Origin of the sequence: Stenotrophomonas sp. GD03794 (assembly GCF_029842145.1) — a bacterium.
GTDB classification, from domain to species: domain Bacteria; phylum Pseudomonadota; class Gammaproteobacteria; order Xanthomonadales; family Xanthomonadaceae; genus Stenotrophomonas; species Stenotrophomonas riyadhensis.
In genome coordinates, this window is the sequence record NZ_JAOCFV010000077.1 from 1 (window position 1) to 19065 (window position 19065).

Genomic DNA, 19065 nt, shown 5'->3' on the forward strand with positions numbered 1-19065 from the left:
GAACGGAATATCGTCGTCAGCGAAGTCGTCCATCGGCGGCGCCTGCTGCGGCTGCGGGCGCTGGTTGCCACCCTGGTTGCCGTAACCGCCGCCCTGGTTGCCGCCCTGGTTGCCATAGCCACCGCCCTGGCCGCCACGCTGGCCGCCGCCACCGCCGCCGTACTCCTGGCGCGGGGCCTGCTGGCGCTGCGGGCGATCGCCACCGTAGTTGCCACCGCCGCCACCGCTTTCACCACGGCCGCCCAGCATCTGCATTTCATCGGCAATGATGTCGGTGGAGTACTTCTCCACGCCGTCCTGGCCGGTGTACTTGTCGTAGCGCAGGCTGCCTTCGACGTAGACCGAGCTGCCCTTGCGCAGGTACTCGCCGGCGATCTCGCCGAGCTTGCCGAAGAACACCACGCGGTGCCATTCGGTACGTTCCTGCTGGTTGCCATCCTTGTCCTTGCGGACGCTGGTGGTGGCCAGACTGATGCGGGTGATCGCCATGCCGCCCTGGGTGTACTTCACGTCCGGGTCGTTGCCGAGGTTGCCGACCAGGATGACTTTGTTGATGCCGCGCGCCATAGATGGATTCTTCCGTTGTCCGGGGCTGGACCAGTGATAGCACACCCGACGGGGTGCCGATACGCTGGACCTCCCACGGTTGCGAATGGGGGATATCGGAACGAGGCATCTTACCATTCCCTTCGCCCCCGGCCCGTCGGGAATCCGGCCGATACGGGTCGGAACCGGCCTCAACGAAGCAGGGGGCGATCCAGCAGCAGGCCGGTGACCCGCGTAACCTCCCCCACCGCCACCACCTTGGGCCCTTCATGGCAGTGGAAGCGCACGCCCGGCCGGATACGCTCCCGGTGCAGCCCCGCCCTCAGCACCTCATTGACCACGGTCAGGCCGGCCAACAGGGACTCTCCCACCGGCAGCGGCAGCTCGGTCGCCCAGCTGTCGCCCTCAGCGTGCCGGAAGTCGGGCCAGATCATGAACAGCTCGGGTGTCCCGGCGTCATCGGCGTAGGCGAAGTCCCAGCGGATACCGTTCCGGGCCGGGCTGCGACGCCCACCCTCCTCTGGCGCAAGGATGCGGATCCGCGCCTCGAAATCGTCGGGGACACCCGGGTACAGGCGAAAGGTCACCGCTTGGCTCCATCAGGCTATGGTGTTGACCGTCGCACGACCGCGACCGCGGCCACAAGCAGTGACGGCCAGGACGGCCAGCAGCCACCGCATGGCATCATGCCCAGGCACCTTCCACCCTGCCCCCTCCCGCGTGCCCATGACCATCAAAGGCAAAGCCACCTCCCTGGACATCGCCCACCTGGCCGGGGTCTCCCAGCCGACCGTGTCGCGGGCCCTGCGGGGCAGCCCGATGGTCAACGCCGAGACCCGTGAGCGCATCCTGCGCATCGCCCGCGAGCTGAACTACAAGGTCGACAAGAACGCCTCCAGCCTGCGCCTGCGCAATGCCGGCACGCTGGCCCTGCTGTTCTTCGAGGACCCGACCAACGACGACTCGCTGATCAACCCATTCTTCCATTCGATGCTGGGCTCGATCACCCGCGCCTGCGCGCTGCACGGGCAGGACCTGCTGGTCTCGTTCCAGCAGCTGTCCACCGACTGGCAGGCCGATTACGAGGACAGCAACAAGGCCGATGGCATCATCCTGCTCGGCTACGGCGACTACCACGAATCGCGCGACCGCCTGCAGCGGCTGGTCGAACAGGGCACGCACTTCGTGCGCTGGGGCGCCGCCCTGCCCGGCCAGCCCGGCGTGTCGATCGGCAGTGACAACTTCCAGGGCGGGCACGACATCACCACCCACCTGCTGCAGCAGGGCTGCCGCCGCATTGCCTTCCTCGGTCATGCCTCCAGCCACTACCCCGAGTTCCAGGAGCGCTACCGCGGCCATGTCGCGGCCCTGCAGGAACACGGCCTGGCTGCGGAGCCGGCGCTGCAGCACGATGCGATCACCACCGAGGCGTCGGGCCAGGAAGCCTGCCAGGCCCTGCTGGCTCGCAACGCGCCGATCGACGCCATCTGCGCGGCCAGCGACCTGATCGCCATCGGCGCGATGCGGGCCCTGCGCGAGGCCGGCCTGCAGGTGCCACAGGACGTCGCGGTGACCGGGTTCGACGACATTCCACTGGCAGCCTCTGTGTCCCCTGCGCTGACAACGGTGCAGCAGGACACCAAGCAGGCCGGCCAGCTGCTGGTGGAGCGCCTGCTGGCACTGATCGGCCGGCAGACGGTGGAGAGCCAGAGCATCCCGGTGAAGCTGGTGGTGCGGGAATCGTCGCTGCGCGGGTAGGCACCTCAGGGCCGGCGCCCCTGCCAACGCACGACGGCCGGATTCTCCCCCCATGACCAACGGCGGATGCGCACGGACGCTGATGCGCGGATAACGCGCAGACATCGCCCACGGAAAGGTGTACGTCGCATGCTGAAGATCGATTCGCTGTCCAAGACGTACGCCAACGGCGTGCATGCCCTCAACAACGTCACCCTGGACATCCCGCGCGGCATGTTCGGCCTGCTCGGCCCGAACGGCGCCGGCAAGTCGTCGCTGATGCGCACGCTGTCCACCCTGCAGGAAGCCGACAGCGGCACGGCGACGCTCAGCATTCCGGGCGAAGCATCGATCGACGTGCTGCGCGACAAGGACGCGGTGCGCCGCCGGCTGGGCTACCTGCCGCAGGATTTCGGCGTGTACCCGAAAGTCAGCGCGCTGGACCTGCTGGAGCATTTCGCGGTGCTCAAGGGCCTGACCCAGCGCGCCCAGCGCCGCGAGGTGGTCGATGGGCTGCTGCAGCAGGTGAATCTGTGGGACGCGCGCAAGCGCAAGCTGGGCACGTACTCCGGCGGCATGCGCCAGCGCTTCGGCATCGCCCAGGCGCTGCTGGGGGACCCGCGGCTGGTGATCGTCGATGAACCCACCGCCGGCCTCGACCCGGAAGAGCGCAACCGCTTCCTCAACCTGCTGGCGGCGATCGGCGAGAACGTGGCAGTGATCCTGTCCACCCACATCGTCGAGGACGTGACCGACCTGTGCCCGACGATGGCGATCATGAACAAGGGCCAGGTACTGCTGACCGGCCGCCCTGCCGAGGCCATCGACGCCCTGCAGCACCAGGTCTGGCGCAAGCAGGTCGATCCTTCGGAACTGGCCGACCACGAGGCGCGCTATGTGGTGCTGTCGACCCGCCTGGTCGGTGGCCGCCCGGTGATCCACGTACACAGCACCAACGACCCCGGTGACGGCTTTGCGACCGTGGCGCCCGACCTCGAGGACGTGTACTTCCAGCGCCTGCGCCTGCAGGCCCGTGCCCGCGCGGCAGCCTGAGCGGAGCACGCCATGATCCTCGACTTCTTCCGCTTCGAGCTGCGCGAGCAGCTGCGTTCCCCGCTGCTGTGGCTGCTGGCCGGGCTGTTCGCCCTGCTCGCCTTTGCCGCCGCCTCCAGCGACGCCGTGCAGATCGGTGGCGGCAGCGGCAACGTGCACGGCAACGCGCCCACCGTGATCGCGCAGATGCTGGGCATCTTCACCCTGCTCGGCATGCTGGTCACTGCGCTGTTTGTCAGCAATGCGCTGCTGCGTGACTTCGAGCTCGGCACAGCCGAACTGATCTTCGCCAGCCCGGTGAAGCGCCGCGACTACCTGGCCGGACGCATCGCCGCCGCCCTGGCGGCCGGCGTGCTGGTCTACGTCGTGATCGCGTTCGGCCTGTGGCTGGCGCCGTTCATGCCGTGGGTCGACCCCGAACGCATGGGCCCGATCAGCTGGCAGGGCTATGCCTGGACGTTCGCGGTCATCGTCATTCCCAATCTGTTGTTCACCACGGCACTGCTGTCACTGCTGGCGGCGCTGACCCGTTCGATCCTGTGGGTCTACATCGGCCTGGTGGCCTACCTCGTGCTGTATGGCGTCAGTGCAGCCCTGCTGCGCGACATCGACAACACGTGGATCGCAGTGCTGAGCGAGCCGCTGGGCATGCGCGCACTCAGCCGCACGATCCGCTACTGGTCCACCGCTGAGCGCAACAGTGGAATTCCTGAGCTGGCCGGCTATCTGCTGGCCAACCGCGCCCTGTGGCTCGGCGTAGCGGCGGTGCTGTTCGCCGCCACCTTCGCGCTGTTCCGTACCGAGCGCAGCGGCAGTGGCCGCCGCCGCTGGGGCCGCAGGCAGGTGCTTCCGGTTGCTGATGCGGTGGCAGTCCGCCCCACCCGCGCACCGCTGCCGCGCGTGGTGCCGGCGTTCACTGCCACCACGGCGTGGCAGCAGTTCCTGCGCCAGGTCCGCTTCGATACACGCGGCGTTCTGCGCAGCGTGCCGTTCATCGTGCTGCTGGTACTGGGCCTGGCCAACTTCCTGCCCAGCGCGCTGTTCCGGCAGACGCTGTACGGCACCTCGATCTGGCCGGTCACCTCGCAGATGATCATGGGCCTGCAGGGCGCCTTCAGCTGGCTGCTGGTGATCATCGTGCTGTTCTTCGCCGGCGAGCTGGTCTGGAAGGAACGCAGCGCGCGCATCAACGAAGTGACGGACGCCATGCCGGTGCCGAACTGGGTACCGCTGCTGGCCAAGTTCACCGCGCTGCTGGCGGTGATCGTCTGCTTCCAGACCGCCGGTGCGATGGCGGCGATGGGCGTGCAGCTGGCCAAGGGCTACACGCATCTTGAGCCGCTGCTGTACCTGCGCAGCCTGGCGCTGGATTCGGTGGTCTACATCCTGATGGGGGGCCTGGCGCTGGTGCTGCAGGTGCTCACCAACAACAAGTTCGTCGGTTATGCGCTGCTGATCGTGGTGATGATCGGCCAGGGCGTGCTCGGCCTGCTCGACTACACGCAGAACCTGTACAACTTCGGCAGCTGGCCCAACGCGCCCTATTTGGACATGAACGGCTACGGCCACTTCCTGACCGGGCAACTGGCGTTCCAGGGCTACTGGGCCGTGTTCCTGCTGACGTTGATGTGCCTGGCGTCAGCCTTCTGGGTACGAGGTGTCAGCCAGGGCCTGCGCCAGCGCCTGGCCCTGGCCGGCCGCCGCCTGCGCGGTCCGACCGGCGTCTTCGCTGGCGTAGCGGCCTTGGCCTTCATCGGCGTGGGCGGCTGGCTGTACTGGAGCACCAACATCCGCAACGAGTTCATCTCGCCCGACCAACAGCTGGACCTGCAGGCGCGCTACGAGCGTGAACTGTCGAAGTACCGCTCTCTGCCGCAGCCTCGCATCGTGGCGGTGGACAACCGCGTGGACCTGTTCCCCGAATCGCAGTCGATGGTGATCGATGCAAACTGGACGGTGCGCAACACGCATGCCGTGCCGATCCAGGACGTGCATGTCTCGATGGGCGACGACAAGCAGCTGGTCGCGGTTGACCTGGGTGGGCAGACCTTGTCGATGCACGACGCCGACCTTGGCTACCGCATCTACCGCCTGGCCACGCCACTGCAACCGGGTGAAAGCCGCAACGTCCACTTCCGGGTGGTGCAGAAACCCAACGGCATCACCGCCGGCCAGGCACCAAGCAACATCGTCGACAACGGCACCTTCTTCAACAGCCGCGTGCTGCCGTCCTTCGGCTACAACGAGGGTGCCGAGATCAGCGACCGCAACGAACGCCGCAAGCGCGGCCTCGGCGAGCCGCGGCGCATGCCCAAGCTGGAAGACGAAGCCGCGCGCGCCAACACCTACATTTCCAACGACGCCGACTGGCTCGATTTCCGCACCACGGTCTGCACCGCACCGGACCAGGTGGCGTTGGCGCCGGGCTACCTGCAGAAGGAGACCACGGTGAATGGCCGCCGCTGCTTCAGCTACGCCATGGACCGGCCGATGTTGAACTTCTACGCCTACCTGTCGGCACGCTGGGAGGTGCGCAGGGCGAAGTACAAGGACATCCCGGTGGAGGTCTACTTCGACCCGGCGCACGGCTACAACGTGGACCGGATGATCGAAGCGGTGCAGAAGTCGCTGGCCTACTATGAAGCCAACTTCACGCCTTACCAGCACCGCCAGGTACGCATCATCGAGTTCCCGGGCTATGCGCGTTTCGCGCAGTCGTTCGCCAACACCATCCCCTACTCCGAGGCCATCGGCTTCATCGCCGACCTGCGCGATCCGGACAAGGTGGACTACGTGTTCTACGTGACCGCGCACGAGATCGCGCACCAGTGGTGGGCGCACCAGGTGATCGGTGCCAACGTGCAGGGCGCGACGGTGCTGTCCGAATCGTTGTCGCAGTACTCTGCGCTGATGGTGATGGAGCAGGAGTACGGCCGCCAGCACATGCGCCAGTTCCTCAAGCGCGAGCTGGATGGTTACCTGTCTGGACGCGGTGGCGAGGCCATCGAGGAGCAGCCGCTGGAGCGCGTGGAGAACCAGCAGTACATCCACTACCAGAAGGGTTCGCTGGTGTTCTACCGGCTGCGCGAGGAAATCGGCGAGCAGGCGCTGAACCGCGCGTTGAAGCGCTTCCTGCAGGACAAGGGCTATCAGCAACCGCCGTACACCACCTCACGCGAACTGCTGGACTACATCCGGGCGGAGACCCCGGCCGACCGCCAGCAGCTGGTCACCGACCTGTTCGAGAAAATCAGCTTCTACGACAACCGGGTGATGGCCGCCAGCGCCCGCAAGCGTGATGACGGCCGCTACGAGGTGACCCTGGACCTGCACGCCGCCAAGCAGTACGCCGACGGCAAGGGCAAGGAGAGCGACGGCACGATGGATGACTGGGTCGAGATCGGCGTGTTCGCCAACGGGCCGTCGGGCAAGGAGCGCGACCAGAAGGTGCTGTACCTGCAGCGCCACCACATCACCAGCGCCGCGCCGAAGATCACGGTAACCGTGGATGAAAAGCCGGATGAAGCGGGCTTCGACCCGTACAACAAGCTGATCGACCGGGTGAGCGATGACAACCGGCGCAAGGTGACGATGTGAAGGACGAGGTGATGCCGGTCGAGCGGCCGGCATCATCGCTGGCGGAGCTGCTTCGAGCACATGGACTCTGTGGGGAACTGCCGTGCCGGTCATGATCTACGGTTTCACTGGTCGATACACCGGCAACGCCAAATTCGAGTGGAACGCACCCAGCGTCGGAGCACACCATCAGGCAATGCTGTTCCTGCTGCAGGACGATGAACGCCATGCATTCGACCTCGCGTTGGCCGAATGCTTCCGTTTCGGCTTCGATGAAATCCGGGATCTACGCTGTGGCCATCTGCAGGTCGATGTACTCAACACAGATGCCTACCGCGGCTTTGCTGTCTTCTACGAAGAAGCGCTGGAAGCCGGCTCTGCCCTGCTCTACTACCCCGCCCCGCTGTAGTGCCGAGCCATGCTCGGCACACCATCGTCATCCACCGCGCAGTCTCAACGCGCTGCTGCCTTCGGCCCCAGCAACGCCAGCAGCACATAGACCACGATCGAGGCGACGGTACCGAGCGCTGCCGGCAATCCGTATACCCACGCTGCACGGCCCTGCTGGCGTGCCCACTGCGCCAGATGCCAGGCCGCGCCCAGGTTGATCAGCCAGGCAATGGCGAACACCGGCCACAGCACCATGCCTATCGCGCGCAGCACGGGCATGGACACCAGCGCGACGACGATGGCCGCGATCAGGAAGATCAGCGCGGAGCGGGAGTGCCGGGCCGTTGCGGCGCTCATGCGGCCAGCCTGCGCACCATCACCAGCACGCGATAGCTGCGGTTGTCGGCTTCCTGCAGCGGCTTCCAGCCCAGCCGCGCGTACAGCCCACCATCCAGGGCCTCGGTCTGCAGGTACAGGTCGGACACACCCATCCGCACCGCCTGCGCCGCGGCCTGCTCGACCAGGCCGCCAGCCAGCCCACGCCCGCGATGACTATCGGCCACGAACACGCTGCCCAGCCAGTGCTCGTACTGCGGGAAGGCCTGCATCTCCCGGCGCTTGAGCTGCACCGCACCGACCACCTGACCGTCATCGAAGGCAGCGATCAGGTGCGGGAAACCTTCGGCATCCTGTGGCGGGTTCAGCCGCTGCAGTTCCTGTTCCAGCGACAGGCCAGCGTCGCGGCCCCATTCGGCGTGGTACCACCGGGCCAACTGCTGCCGTTCCGGTGCATCGGCGGGTAGTACCCTGAATTCCATGGCAATGCCTCGATGGGGAAGCGTTCTGTAGAGTCGAGCCATGCTCGACTGATCTGGCACTGCGCGAAAGGCAGTCGAGCGTGGCTCGACACTACAAATATAGCGCGGTGGCCGCTCAGCGTTGGGCGAAGTCCTTCAGGATCTCGCCGATGCCGCTGGGCGAGATCTCAAAGCCCAACGAAGTACCCGGGTTGATCACCACGCCATAGCCACCCGGCACGCGGCGCAGTACATCCAGCATCCGCCAGCGGATCTGGTGTTCGGCCTGCTGGCTGTAGATGCCCACCCGCGACGGGTCGGTGAACACGGCCACGTGCAGGGTGCCCTGCTTGTCGAACAGCAGCGGGTCGAAGCCGCTGCCGTCAGGGGTGACCAGGCTGCCGGTCAGGAGCACCACCTCGGAGGCGACGAAGGCTTCCATGAAGGCGCGGATCGGCACCGCCCCGTCCATCGCCGCCTTCAGCAGGGTTTCGATCGGGGTCTGCGCGGCGAGGTCGGTCATGGCGGTACGGCGGGGCGTGAGGGATGTCCATTGTAGAGTCGAGCTTGCTCGACTGCTCGAAGAGCGTGCCAACCAAGGTTGGCACCCACCAGAGCGGTAGGCAGGTGCCAGGAATCCGGGGTTGCCGGCCAGCGGCCGGCACTACCGTCCCAGTCGCTGGTCCCGCGCCCGCTGGTCGGCCATCGCCTTGTCCAGCTCGGCCTGCAATGCCGGCTGCTGCACGGCGGCGTCCAGCACGTAGACCTTCACGCCGTGCGCGGGCACGTCGGCCTTCAGGGAGGCATCCACCTGCAACCAACCGCCGTCCAGTGCATCGCGCCAGCGGCCCGCCTGCACGTAACGCGCTACGGTGAAGGTTCTGGCCTGGTCCCCCTTGTTCAGCAGCACCAGCGCGGTCTGCGCCACGTCGCCCTGCTGCAGCACGCGGAAGAACACCGCCTCGTCGCCCTGCAGGCGTTCGTTCACCTGCAGGCCGCGCTGCAGGGCCGGGGTGGCTGCGCGCAGCCTGGCGATGCGCTGCAGCGGCGCGAAGATCGGGCTCTGCGGGGCAGCGTCCACGCGCGGCTGACCGAAGTAGGCACGATTGCCGGCATGCTCGGCGCGACCACGCATGAAGCCGGTTTCCGAGCCGTAATAGACCACCGGAATACCGCGCGCGGTGAACAGCCAGTTGTGCGCATCGATGAAGCCGTTGTCGCTGGCCTGCAGCCGCGGCATGTCGTGGTTGTCGTAGAAGCTCATCAGCTCGTACGGGTTGGCGTACGGCCCACCGCTCAGGTGCAGCGGCTCGGCCAGGGTTTCAAACCCCTTGCCGGCGGTGCCGAAGGTCTGTTCCAGTGCGCCGCGCAACGGGAAATCGAGCACGCTGACGTTGGCGTTGGCCGGCCAGGTGTGCTCGGCAATGCGCGCGGCATCGTAATCGAACGCTTCGCCGAACATGAACATGCCTGGGTGCTCGGCGCGAATGCGTTTGACGAAGGCATGCCACCACGGGTGCGGCAACCAGCCGATGGTGTCGATGCGCAACGCGTCCACGCCCTGCGCGGTCCACTGCAGGTAAGCGCCGACCAGGTAGTCCATCACCGCCGGATTGTCCTGGTTGAAGTCGGACAGTTCGGCGAGGTTGCCGTCGAAGATCGATCCCTCCTTGCTGTCGACCGGACCGACGTTGTTGTAGAACGCGTGCAGCGGGTTGTGCTTCGGGTCCAGTTTCTGCGGCGGCAGGTTCTGGTGATCAGCGATCAGCGCTCCGTCCTTGTCGAAGATCTGGCCGAACTGCGGCTGCCGCGTCGGCATGGTCCAGGCTGGCGAGCCGTGGTTGCCGACGATGTCCAGCACCACCTTCAGGCCCGCGCCATGCAGGCCCTTGGTCAACCCCGCGAAGTCGAGGTCCTTGCTGGGCAGGTGCTCATCGAGCTTGTAGAAGTTGATGCCCCAGTAGCCGTGGTAGCCGGTCTTGCCGCGATCGGTCAGCGTACTGGTGCAGCTGATCGGCTTGCTGCCGGTGAACGCCTCGTCCGGGTTGTCAACGATCGGCGTGATCCATACCGCGCCGAAGCCGAGGTTGCGGATGTACTGCGCATTGTCGAGCACGCCGCGGAAGTCACCGCCGAGATAGCCGATGTTGCCGTCCACCTTGTCCGTGCACGGCACCGGGATATCGAAGGTGCGATGCGTGCCGCCCTGGTCGCGATGATCGTTGGACGGGTCGCCGTTGACGAAGCGGTCGGTGACCACGAAGTACACCGCATCGCTGGCGAACGGTTCGGTGGTGCCCACATAGTCCGGGCGTGGCGCGGCCGCCGCATGGCCGGCCAGCAGTACCAGGGAAACAGCAACAGACAGCGCGCCACGCATCACACCACCTCCGGACGGGACGGAACCCGCAGCACGCACAGGCCGGCGACGAACAGGCTGCAGCCGCCCAGCACCAGCACATGCATCGGCTGGCCGCCCAGCCAGGCGCGCAGGGCAAAGCCGAGCGCGCTGGCCGCGACCAGCTGCGGGATCACGATGAAGAAATTGAAGATGCCCATGTACACGCCCATCTTCGAGGCCGGCACGCTGTCGGACAACAGCGCATAGGGCAGCGAAAGAATGGACGCCCAAGCGAAGCCGACGCCGACCATCGACAGCAGCAGCCAGTGCGGGTCGCGGATGAACATCAGCGAGACCAGGCCGGCGCCGCCCAGCCACAGGTTGACCAGGTGGCTCCAGCGCAGGCCGATCGCACGCACCATCGGCGGGATCAGTACTGCGGCCAGCGCGGCGAAGCCGTTGTAGGCACCAAACAGCACGCCCACCCAGTTGGCGCCCTCGTTGTAGGCCGCTGACTGCGGATCGGTCGAGCCGAAGTGGGTACCCGCCACCGCGGCGGTGGTGTAGATCCACATCGCAAACAGCGCGAACCACGAGAAAAACTGCACCCACGCCAAACGACGCATGGTCACCGGCATCGCGCGCAGGTCACCGACGATGGCGGCCAGCATATGCGTGGCCGGCAACGCACGCGCGGCCGCCAGCAGCAGGCCATAGCCGGCACACAGGCCGGCCAGCACGTACAGCATCCTGTCGCCCTGCCGCCAGGCGATCAGCAGCGCCAGCAGCACGCCCAGCCCCAGCCATACGGCCACCTGTGCCCACGGTGCCGGGCCACTGATCGCAGCCCCTGCGTGGTGCGCCGGCGGCTCGGCGTCATCGAATCCGGCCAGCTCTGCCGGCGAGTACTCGCGGGTGCTGACCACTGTCCAGGTGATCGCCGCCAGCAGCACCACCGCGCCGAAGTAGAACGCATAGCGCACGGTATCGGGCACTTCGCCTGCGGCGGCCGTATTGGCGACCCCGAAGCGGGCGAGGATGAAGGGCAGGAAGCTGGCGACGATGGCGCCCACGCCGATGAAGAAGCTCTGCATCGCGTAGCCGGCCGGCCGCTGGCGTGGTGCCAGCTGATCACCGACGAAGGCGCGGAACGGTTCCATCGACACGTTGATGGAGGCGTCCAGCACCCACAAGGTACCGGCGGCGATCCACAGCGTCGGCGAATTCGGCATCACCAGCAGCGCCAGCGTGGTCAGTACCGCACCGATCATGAAGAACGGGCGGCGACGGCCCCAGCGCGTCCAGGTGCGATCGGACAGGTAACCGATCACCGGTTGCACCAGCAGGCCAGTCAATGGCGCCGCGATCCACAGCCCGGGCACCGCGTCCATGTCCGCGCCCAGGGTCTCGAAGATGCGGCTGGCGTTGGCGTTCTGCAGGGCGAACCCGAACTGGATGCCGAGGAAGCCGAAACACATGTTCCAGATCTGCCAGAACGACAGCTGCGGTTTGGCGGGACGACTCATCGTGCGCCCTCTTCCATCGCCACCGGCGCCACCTTCAGCGCCTGCACCTGGGCCTGGTTGAGCACACCATCGCGTCCCCCCTTGCCGCCGGTGTAGTGCGCGAAGTGCTGCAGCGCGCTCATGTTGAAGCCCTCTTCAAGCGCGACCGTGCATTGCCCCTTGGGCACCGTGAATGTCGCCGAGGTCGAGTCCTGCATCGCCACGCTGTGCGGCAGGGTGACCGTATGCTGCTGCAACGGCTGGCCCGGGCACTGCAGCACCAGCTGCTTGACCGCAGCGGTGACGCCAGTGTTGATCGGCCCGTTCGGGTTGCGGTACTGCAGGCGCAGGCGCACCTGCCCGGCCCTGGCCGAGGTGAACTGCCAGCGATCCTCGCCCTTCAGCACCTGCTGCGGACCGACGCAGAGCGTCGGGCTGTGCAGTGATTCCAATGCACCCACGCGCCGGGTCAGGCTGAGGCAGTGCTGCAGGCCATCGTCGCTGATGTGCACCTGGCCATTGCTGGCGGCGACATGCCTGCCGTCCTTCCATAGCGTCTGGTCAGCCGCAACCGGGACGCTCCAGCCAGTGCCTTTGCGGTTGGCCTGCGGCGCAGTCGGTGTAGCTGGCGCACGCGCGTTGGCATCCGCAGTCGTGGCAGAAAAACCGGTTGCGGCCGGGGCGGCGACCAGCTCCACCGTGGTGGTCGTGCCACGCGTGGTGGTGCTGCCGGCCACCAGCAGGCCATCGCCCACGTTCTGCGGGCGCTCCAGCACATAGCGCTTGCCGTTGGCTTCCAGGGTGATGCGGGGGCGCGTGCCGAACAGTTCTGGCACCAGCACGGCCGGCAACTTGGGCTGCACGCGGCCATCGTCCTGCACGCCGAACACGCCCTCGACCACCATCGACAGATAGCCGGCCACCGACCACAGCTGGCGTTCGGAGTTGACCACCGGGCCGCTCAACGCGCCCTCGTCAACATGCACCGCCTGGCTGACCAGTTCGTAGTTCTCCATGTTGGAACCGGCCAGCGCCGCGCCCTGCATCAGCGAGCGGATCTCGGCGGCGATGCGCGGTGCATCATCCAGCTGCCGTGCCGCACGCAGCGAGTAGGCACTGACGAACGGCCAGATCGCGCGGTTGTGGTAGATCGGCTGCTGCGCCTCCTGCGGCCACACCACCGGGCTGCCGGCTGGCCCCATCGGGTAGGCAGCCAGTGCACGGTGCGCGCGCTCCGGCGGCAGCACCTCGGCGAGGATGCCCAGCGACAGGCCAAGCAGATCGACCTTGGCGTACGGCACCGGGTGCGCGGCTTCGCCGATGTAGCTCATGTACTGGCCGATATCCTCGCGCCAGAAGCGTGCATCGATCTGCTGCGCCAACGCATCGGCCCACGCCTTGTAGTCGGCCGCGCGGGCGTCGCCGTGCTGGCTGGCCAGCCGTTCGGCCAGGCGCAGCGCCTGATAGTGCAGCACATTGGTGGACAGTGCGTAGGAGTCACCGATGAAGCGCACGTCCTCACGGGTCCAGTCCGGATAGGTCTGCTCGCGCCAGTCCAGGAACGAGGTCTCGCCACGGTACAGGCCCATCTGCGCGTCGAACACCATCGCGCGATCCTGCGCCAGCGTGCCCTGCAGCGCCTGCCAGACCTGGTCGGCAAACGCGCGATCTTCCAGCAGGTGACGTGCCGCCAGGAACCACACCACGCGGTCGCTGCTGATCGGCCAGCTGCCGCCGGAACCGGTGTCCTGCGCGACGAACAGGCCGGGCGTATGGCCATCGCGCGCTGCCGACAGCTTGAACTGCAGCGACTGCCGGGTGCGCTGCGGATCCAGCCGCGCCAGCGCCAGGTCGGCGGCGAAGCTGACATCACGCGTCCACACGTAGGGCCAGCGCGCGCCGGTCTGGAAGCACTCGCACGGCACCGGCCGGCCTTCGTCGAAGGCGGGATCACGGATCGCATCCACGCGGTCCTGGTCCATCTCCTGCTGGGCCAGCGCGAACAGTGCATCGAACATCACGCTGCCGGTCTGGCTGCGCATCGGCATGGGCGCGATACGTACCTCTCCCTTCGGCGCATGCAGCACGAAGCTGCCGTTGGCAGCGGCTTCGGCACGCGCATGGCGGCCGTCGAATTGCAGGTCGGCCGCCTGCGCGGTCGATCCCAGCGCTGCCCCCAGGGCAGCGGTCAGGCAAATGATCTTCAGCATCGAAGCGGCGGACCGGCTTGCGCCCGTCGGCCTCCCTCCCTCTCTGCACGCGTTGTAGGTCCGCACCGTCGTTGCCGGCGGGCGGGCGCGGCCCCTCCCTCAAGGTGCCTTGGCCCCATGGTAGACGCGGGGCTGTCGGCTGCGTCCAGCTGCATACGTATTCATGGCGTTGCGCGGTAGCGGGCCTGCCGCGCTGGCTTATGGTCCGGGTCTGCCAACGGCGCCTTGGGAGGGGAAATGCCGATGTCGTCCACTGCTGTACGCACTGTGCTCGCGCACGTATTCGGCCTGGCGTTGCTGGGAATGACCACGCTGTCGCAGGCCGCGCCGCAGGTCGTCACTGTCGAATCGCCTGGCAGGATGCTCAAGGCCAGCATGGTGCTGGACGGCGGCACGGCGCGCTATCGCGTCGAGCGTTTCGGCGAGACCGTCGTGGAAGATTCGAAGCTGGGCTTTGCCTTGCGCGATGGCCGCCTGGACCGCGATTTCGCCCTGCTCGGCCAGCAGCAACGCAGCGTCGATGACAGCTGGGAACAGCCCTGGGGCGAGCGCCGGATTACCCGCAACCGTTTCAATGAGCTGACCGTGCATCTGGCCGAGACCACCGGCAGCAAGCGCCGGCTCGATGTGGTGTTCCGCATCTACGACGATGGCCTCGGCTTCCGCTACGTATTCCCCGAGCAGCCGAACCTGCGCGAAGCGATCATCGATGACGAGCTGACCGAGTTCGCCATCGCACAGGATTCCACCGCGTGGTGGATCCCTGCCGGGGAACCGATCCACTACGAGTACCTGTACCAGCGCACGCCGTTGAATGAGGTGCCGTTGGTGCATACGCCAATGACCCTGCGCAGCCGCGATGGGCTACACGTGGCGATCCACGAGGCCGCGCTGGTGGACTATGCCGGCATGTGGCTGCGGCGAACCGAGGGCCAGCGCCTGCGCGCGCAGCTGTCGCCCTCGGCCGAAGGCTGGAAGGTGCGCCGTGCCCTGCCCTTCGCCACGCCGTGGCGCACGCTGCAGATTGCCGACCGTGCAGGTGGCCTGGTCGAATCAGACCTCATCCTCAACCTCAACGAGCCCAATGCACTGGGCGATGTGAGCTGGGTGAAACCGGCCAAGTACCTGGGCGTGTGGTGGTCGATGCACCTGGACAACGAGAGCTGGGCGACCGGGCCGAAGCATGCGGCCACCACCGCCAAGACGAAGAAGGTGATCGACTTCGCCGCCGCGCACGGCTTCCGTGGCGTGCTGGTGGAAGGCTGGAATCCGGGCTGGGACGGCATGTGGGTGGGCAATGGCTACGACTTCGATTTCACCCGTGCCACACCCGATTTCGACATTGAAGCGCTGTCAGCGTATGGCCTGAAGAAGGATGTGCATCTGATCGGCCACCACGAAACCGGCTGTGCCATCGAGCATTACGAGGACCAGCTGGGTACCGCACTGGACCTGTATGCGCGGCTGGGCGTGGACCAGTTCAAGACCGGCTACGTCTGTGACGACGGCCAGGTCGACCGCCGCAATCCCTCGGGCGGCCCGCTGTGGCGTGAGTGGCATGACGGGCAGTTCATGGCGCGCCACCACCTGAAGGTGGTCCAGGAAGCGGCGCGGCGGCACCTGTCGGTGAACCCGCATGAGCCGATCAAGGACACCGGTCTGCGCCGCACCTATCCCAACTGGATCTCGCGCGAAGGCGCACGTGGCATGGAGTACAACGCCTGGGGCCAGCCGCCGAACCCGCCGGAACATGAGGTCAACCTGGTGTTCACCCGCATGCTGGCCGGGCCGATGGATTACACCCCCGGCATCCTCAGCCTGAAGGGCCGCCACGGCCAGGCCATTCCCAGCACGTTGGCACGCCAGCTGGCGCTGTACGTGGTGCTGTACAGCCCGATCCAGATGGCCGCCGACCTGCCCGAGCACTACCTGCAGCATCGCGAGGCATTCCGTTTCATCGAAGACGTCGCGGTGGACTGGGAGCAGAGCCGCGTGCTCGATGGCGAAGTGGGCGACTACGTGACGATCGTGCGCCGCGACCGCAACAGCCGCGACTGGTTCCTCGGCAGCATCACCGACGAGCACGGCCGTGTGCTGCCGGTATCGCTGGGCTTCCTGGAACCGGGCGTGCGCTACCGCGCCGAAATCTACCGCGATGGCGCGGGTGCTGATTTCCGCAGCAATCCATTCGCGTTCGCGCGCGAAACCCGTGAGGTGACCAGCGCCGACGCACTGACGCTGGTGCTTGCGCCGGGTGGCGGGCAGGCCATTCGTTTCACGCCGCTTTGAATGCCCCGGCAGTGCCGGCCGCTGGCCGGCAACCCGGTGATCGTGATTGCAGGCCAGCGGCCGGCACTACCGCACGAGGCACCTGAAAGCGATTACACCCCTGCAAACGCCATTGAATACGTATGCAGGGTGATTCCCGCGAAGAACGCGCTGCCTACCATAGCGGCGACGACAGCGGCCACCGCGTCGCACGTCCACGGTCACGCCGGGACGTTCACGAATCGATCTGCAACATTGCCTGGGAGGGGAAAATGTTGAACCACAAGCGCAGCGCGCTGAGCATCGCGCTGGCCGTTGTCCTGGCGCCGACGCTGGCGTCGGCACAGTCCACGCAGAACACCACCGCGCCGGCCGCCACCGCCGCCACCAACCTGGATACGGTGCAGGTCACCGGCATCCGCCGCGGCATCGAGAACGCAATCGCGATCAAGCAGGACGCCACCTCGGTGGTCGAAGCGATTTCCGCCGAAGACATCGGCAAGCTGCCCGACGTCAGCATCGCCGAATCCATCTCGCGCCTGCCCGGCCTGGCTGCCCAGCGCGTGGCTGGCCGTGCACAGGTGATCAGCGTGCGTGGCCTGTCGCCCGACTTCGCCACCACCCTGCTCAATGGCCGTGAAGTGGTCAGCACCGGCGACAACCGCGGCGTCGAGTTCGACCAGTACCCGTCCGAGCTGGTCAATGGCGTAACCGTCTACAAGACCCCGGATGCCGCCCTGGTCGGCCAGGGCCTGTCAGGCACCATCGACATGCAGACCGCGCGCCCGCTCAGCTTCGGCGAGCGCGTGATCGCAGTCAGCGGCCGCTACCAGAAGAGCTCCCTGGGCCGCGCCGCCAACATCGATCCGTATGGCAACCGTTTCAGCGCCAGTTACATCGACCAGTTCTTCGACAACACCCTGGGCATCGCCATTGGCTACGCGCACAGCGACATGCCGATCCAGGAGAACCAGGTCGGCCTGTACGAGCCGTGGACCACCGAACACACCGACAAGGGCGAGCGTCGCGGAATCGCACCTGGCACCTACTTCACCGATGGCATCAAGGCGCTGCGCCGTACCGGCAACAACAAGCGCGACGGTGTGATGGCAACGATCCAGTTCCGCCCCAGCAACAGCTGGACCAGCACCTTCGATGCGTTCCATACCGAAGCCGAGCAGATCGACACCGCCAACCAGTTCGAGCTGAGCCTCAGCGGCAACGGCGAGGACAGCAACAATCCCAACGCGATCCTGCCGGTGTTCAGCAATGTCGGCCGCAATGCCGATGGCAGCTTCACCGGTGGCACGATCAACAATGCGTACCCGCTGGTGCGCGGCATGTACAACAAGCGCAAGGACAAGATCGATGCGTTCGGCTGGAACAACGAGTTCAACGTCGGTGGCGTGAAGCTGGTCGCCGACCTGAACTATTCGAAGGCAACCCGCCGCGAGATCAACCTGGAGAACAACCTGCAGCTGGTGCCGCGCCCGCAGTTCGACACGATCGGCCTGGTGGTGAACAACAACAGCTTCTCGCAGATCACGCCGGGGCGCGACTATTCCAATCCGGACAGCCTGTTCCTGACCAACACGATCTATGGTTCCGGCTACGGCAAGGTGCCGGAGGTCGAAGACCGCTTGAAGGGCGCCAAGCTGGCGGCGACGCTGCCGGTTCCCGAAGCCATGTCCAGCTGGTTCTCGGATGTGGACGTGGGCGTGAACTATGCCGACCGCCGCAAGCAGAAGGCCCAGGCCGAAGGCAACATCCTGCTCGGCGCCCAAGGCGAATCCACCATCGCTCCGGACCTGCAGTACCGCCCGGTCAACCTCGGTTTCGCCGGCATCGGCTACATCCCGTCGTGGAATGTGCCGGCAGCCGTCGGTCGTTACATGACCTTCAACCCGGTCGACAACCTGGACTATCTGATTCCCAAGTCGTGGACGGTCGAGGAGAAGATCACCACCGCGTGGGCACGCCTGAACATCAACACCGACATCGGCGTGGTCGGCGTGCGCGGCAACATCGGCGTGCAGATGCAGCACACCGACCAGAGCTCGGATTCGCGCTACTGGGACAGCTCGCAGCCGGCAGGCAGCAACATCCAGCCCTTCTCTGCCGGCAGGACCTACAAGGACTGGCTGCCGAGCTTGAATCTGGTGTTCATGTTCCCGCACCAGCAGACGCTGCGCTTCGCCGCCGCCAAGCAGGTGGCACGCCCGCGCGTGGACCAGATGCGTGCCGGCCTGGAATTCGGCGTGGATACCAACAACGGCCGCCCCGGCGGCAGTGGCGGCAACCCGCTGCTGGATCCGTGGCGCGCCACCGCGCTGGACCTGTCCTATGAGAAATACTTCGGCGAGAAGGCCTACGTGGCTGCGGCGATCTTCTACAAGGACCTGAAGAGCTACGTCTACACGCAGTCGGTGGACAACTACGACTTCAGCGGCCTGCTGGGCAACTACGTGCCACCACCGGGCATGACCGAACCGGTGCTGACCACCGGCACCTTCTCCACGCCGCAGAACGGCAAGGGCGGCACGTTGAAGGGGCTGGAGCTGACCGGGTCGTTCCCGCTGGAGATGCTGACCGACAGCCTGCGCGGCTTCGGCGTGCAGGCCAGCGCGACCTTCAACAAGAGC

Annotated in this window: 14 protein-coding genes; 6 read left to right on the forward strand and 8 right to left on the reverse strand. The window is 66.5% G+C overall.

Translation table 11 applies throughout. The annotated features are described in order from the left end of the window. The coding region (locus tag N5D91_RS22810) for a single-stranded DNA-binding protein (protein ID WP_164162017.1) at positions 1 to 567 on the reverse strand (567 nt) is incomplete at its 3' end. Positions 568 to 737: 170 nt separating this feature from the next. After that, on the reverse strand, positions 738 to 1133 hold the full coding sequence (locus N5D91_RS22815; protein ID WP_110711515.1) for a hypothetical protein: 396 nt from the start codon (positions 1131 to 1133) through the stop codon (positions 738 to 740). Between the two features lie 139 nt (positions 1134 to 1272). Between N5D91_RS22815 and N5D91_RS22820 the strand changes: the two genes are divergently transcribed. From N5D91_RS22820 to N5D91_RS22835, 4 genes are all read left to right on the forward strand, one after another. Further along, a complete protein-coding gene (locus N5D91_RS22820; RefSeq protein ID WP_164162016.1) occupies positions 1273 to 2304 on the forward strand; it encodes a LacI family DNA-binding transcriptional regulator in 1032 nt (343 codons plus the stop codon). 129 nt (positions 2305 to 2433) lie between these two features. Next, positions 2434 to 3336 carry an ABC transporter ATP-binding protein gene (locus tag N5D91_RS22825; RefSeq protein WP_164162015.1) on the forward strand — a complete coding sequence of 301 codons (903 nt, stop codon included), beginning with the start codon at positions 2434 to 2436 and terminating at the stop codon, positions 3334 to 3336. A gap of 12 nt (positions 3337 to 3348) precedes the next feature. Next, complete coding sequence (locus tag N5D91_RS22830; protein ID WP_180854124.1) at positions 3349 to 6933, forward strand: M1 family aminopeptidase; 3585 nt, start codon at positions 3349 to 3351, stop codon at positions 6931 to 6933. A gap of 91 nt (positions 6934 to 7024) precedes the next feature. Further along, positions 7025 to 7321 carry a hypothetical protein gene (locus N5D91_RS22835; RefSeq protein ID WP_180854123.1) on the forward strand — a complete coding sequence of 99 codons (297 nt, stop codon included), beginning with the start codon at positions 7025 to 7027 and terminating at the stop codon, positions 7319 to 7321. Between the two features lie 44 nt (positions 7322 to 7365). Here the strand turns inward: N5D91_RS22835 and N5D91_RS22840 are convergent, their stop codons facing one another. The 6 genes from N5D91_RS22840 to N5D91_RS22865 form a co-directional block, all read right to left on the reverse strand. Beyond that, positions 7366 to 7659 carry a hypothetical protein gene (locus N5D91_RS22840; protein ID WP_180854122.1) on the reverse strand — a complete coding sequence of 98 codons (294 nt, stop codon included), beginning with the start codon at positions 7657 to 7659 and terminating at the stop codon, positions 7366 to 7368. Then, a complete protein-coding gene (locus tag N5D91_RS22845; protein WP_180854121.1) occupies positions 7656 to 8120 on the reverse strand; it encodes a GNAT family N-acetyltransferase in 465 nt (154 codons plus the stop codon). The genes N5D91_RS22840 and N5D91_RS22845 overlap by 4 nt, the downstream gene beginning before the upstream one ends. Positions 8121 to 8235: 115 nt before the next feature. After that, the gene (locus N5D91_RS22850) at positions 8236 to 8622 is read right to left on the reverse strand and encodes an SseB family protein (RefSeq protein WP_180854120.1); all 387 of its coding nucleotides are present in this window, start codon (positions 8620 to 8622) and stop codon (positions 8236 to 8238) included. A 141-nt stretch (positions 8623 to 8763) separates the two neighbouring features. Beyond that, complete coding sequence (locus tag N5D91_RS22855; RefSeq protein WP_180854119.1) at positions 8764 to 10479, reverse strand: alpha-amylase family glycosyl hydrolase; 1716 nt, start codon at positions 10477 to 10479, stop codon at positions 8764 to 8766. Then, positions 10479 to 11966, reverse strand: a complete 1488-nt coding sequence (locus N5D91_RS22860) for an MFS transporter (protein WP_110711498.1) — start codon at positions 11964 to 11966, stop codon at positions 10479 to 10481. Before N5D91_RS22860 ends, N5D91_RS22855 begins: the two co-directional genes overlap by 1 nt. Further along, positions 11963 to 14155 carry a Six-hairpin glycosidase-like protein gene (locus N5D91_RS22865; RefSeq protein ID WP_180854118.1) on the reverse strand — a complete coding sequence of 731 codons (2193 nt, stop codon included), beginning with the start codon at positions 14153 to 14155 and terminating at the stop codon, positions 11963 to 11965. The genes N5D91_RS22860 and N5D91_RS22865 overlap by 4 nt, the downstream gene beginning before the upstream one ends. A 237-nt stretch (positions 14156 to 14392) precedes the next feature. Between N5D91_RS22865 and N5D91_RS22870 the strand changes: the two genes are divergently transcribed. Together N5D91_RS22870 and N5D91_RS22875 are read left to right on the forward strand one after the other, a co-directional pair. Next, on the forward strand, positions 14393 to 16444 hold the full coding sequence (locus tag N5D91_RS22870) for a glycoside hydrolase family 97 protein (RefSeq protein WP_180854117.1): 2052 nt from the start codon (positions 14393 to 14395) through the stop codon (positions 16442 to 16444). A 251-nt stretch (positions 16445 to 16695) separates the two neighbouring features. Then, positions 16696 to 19065: TonB-dependent receptor (locus N5D91_RS22875; RefSeq protein ID WP_279922752.1), on the forward strand; the 2370-nt coding region annotated here is incomplete at its 3' end.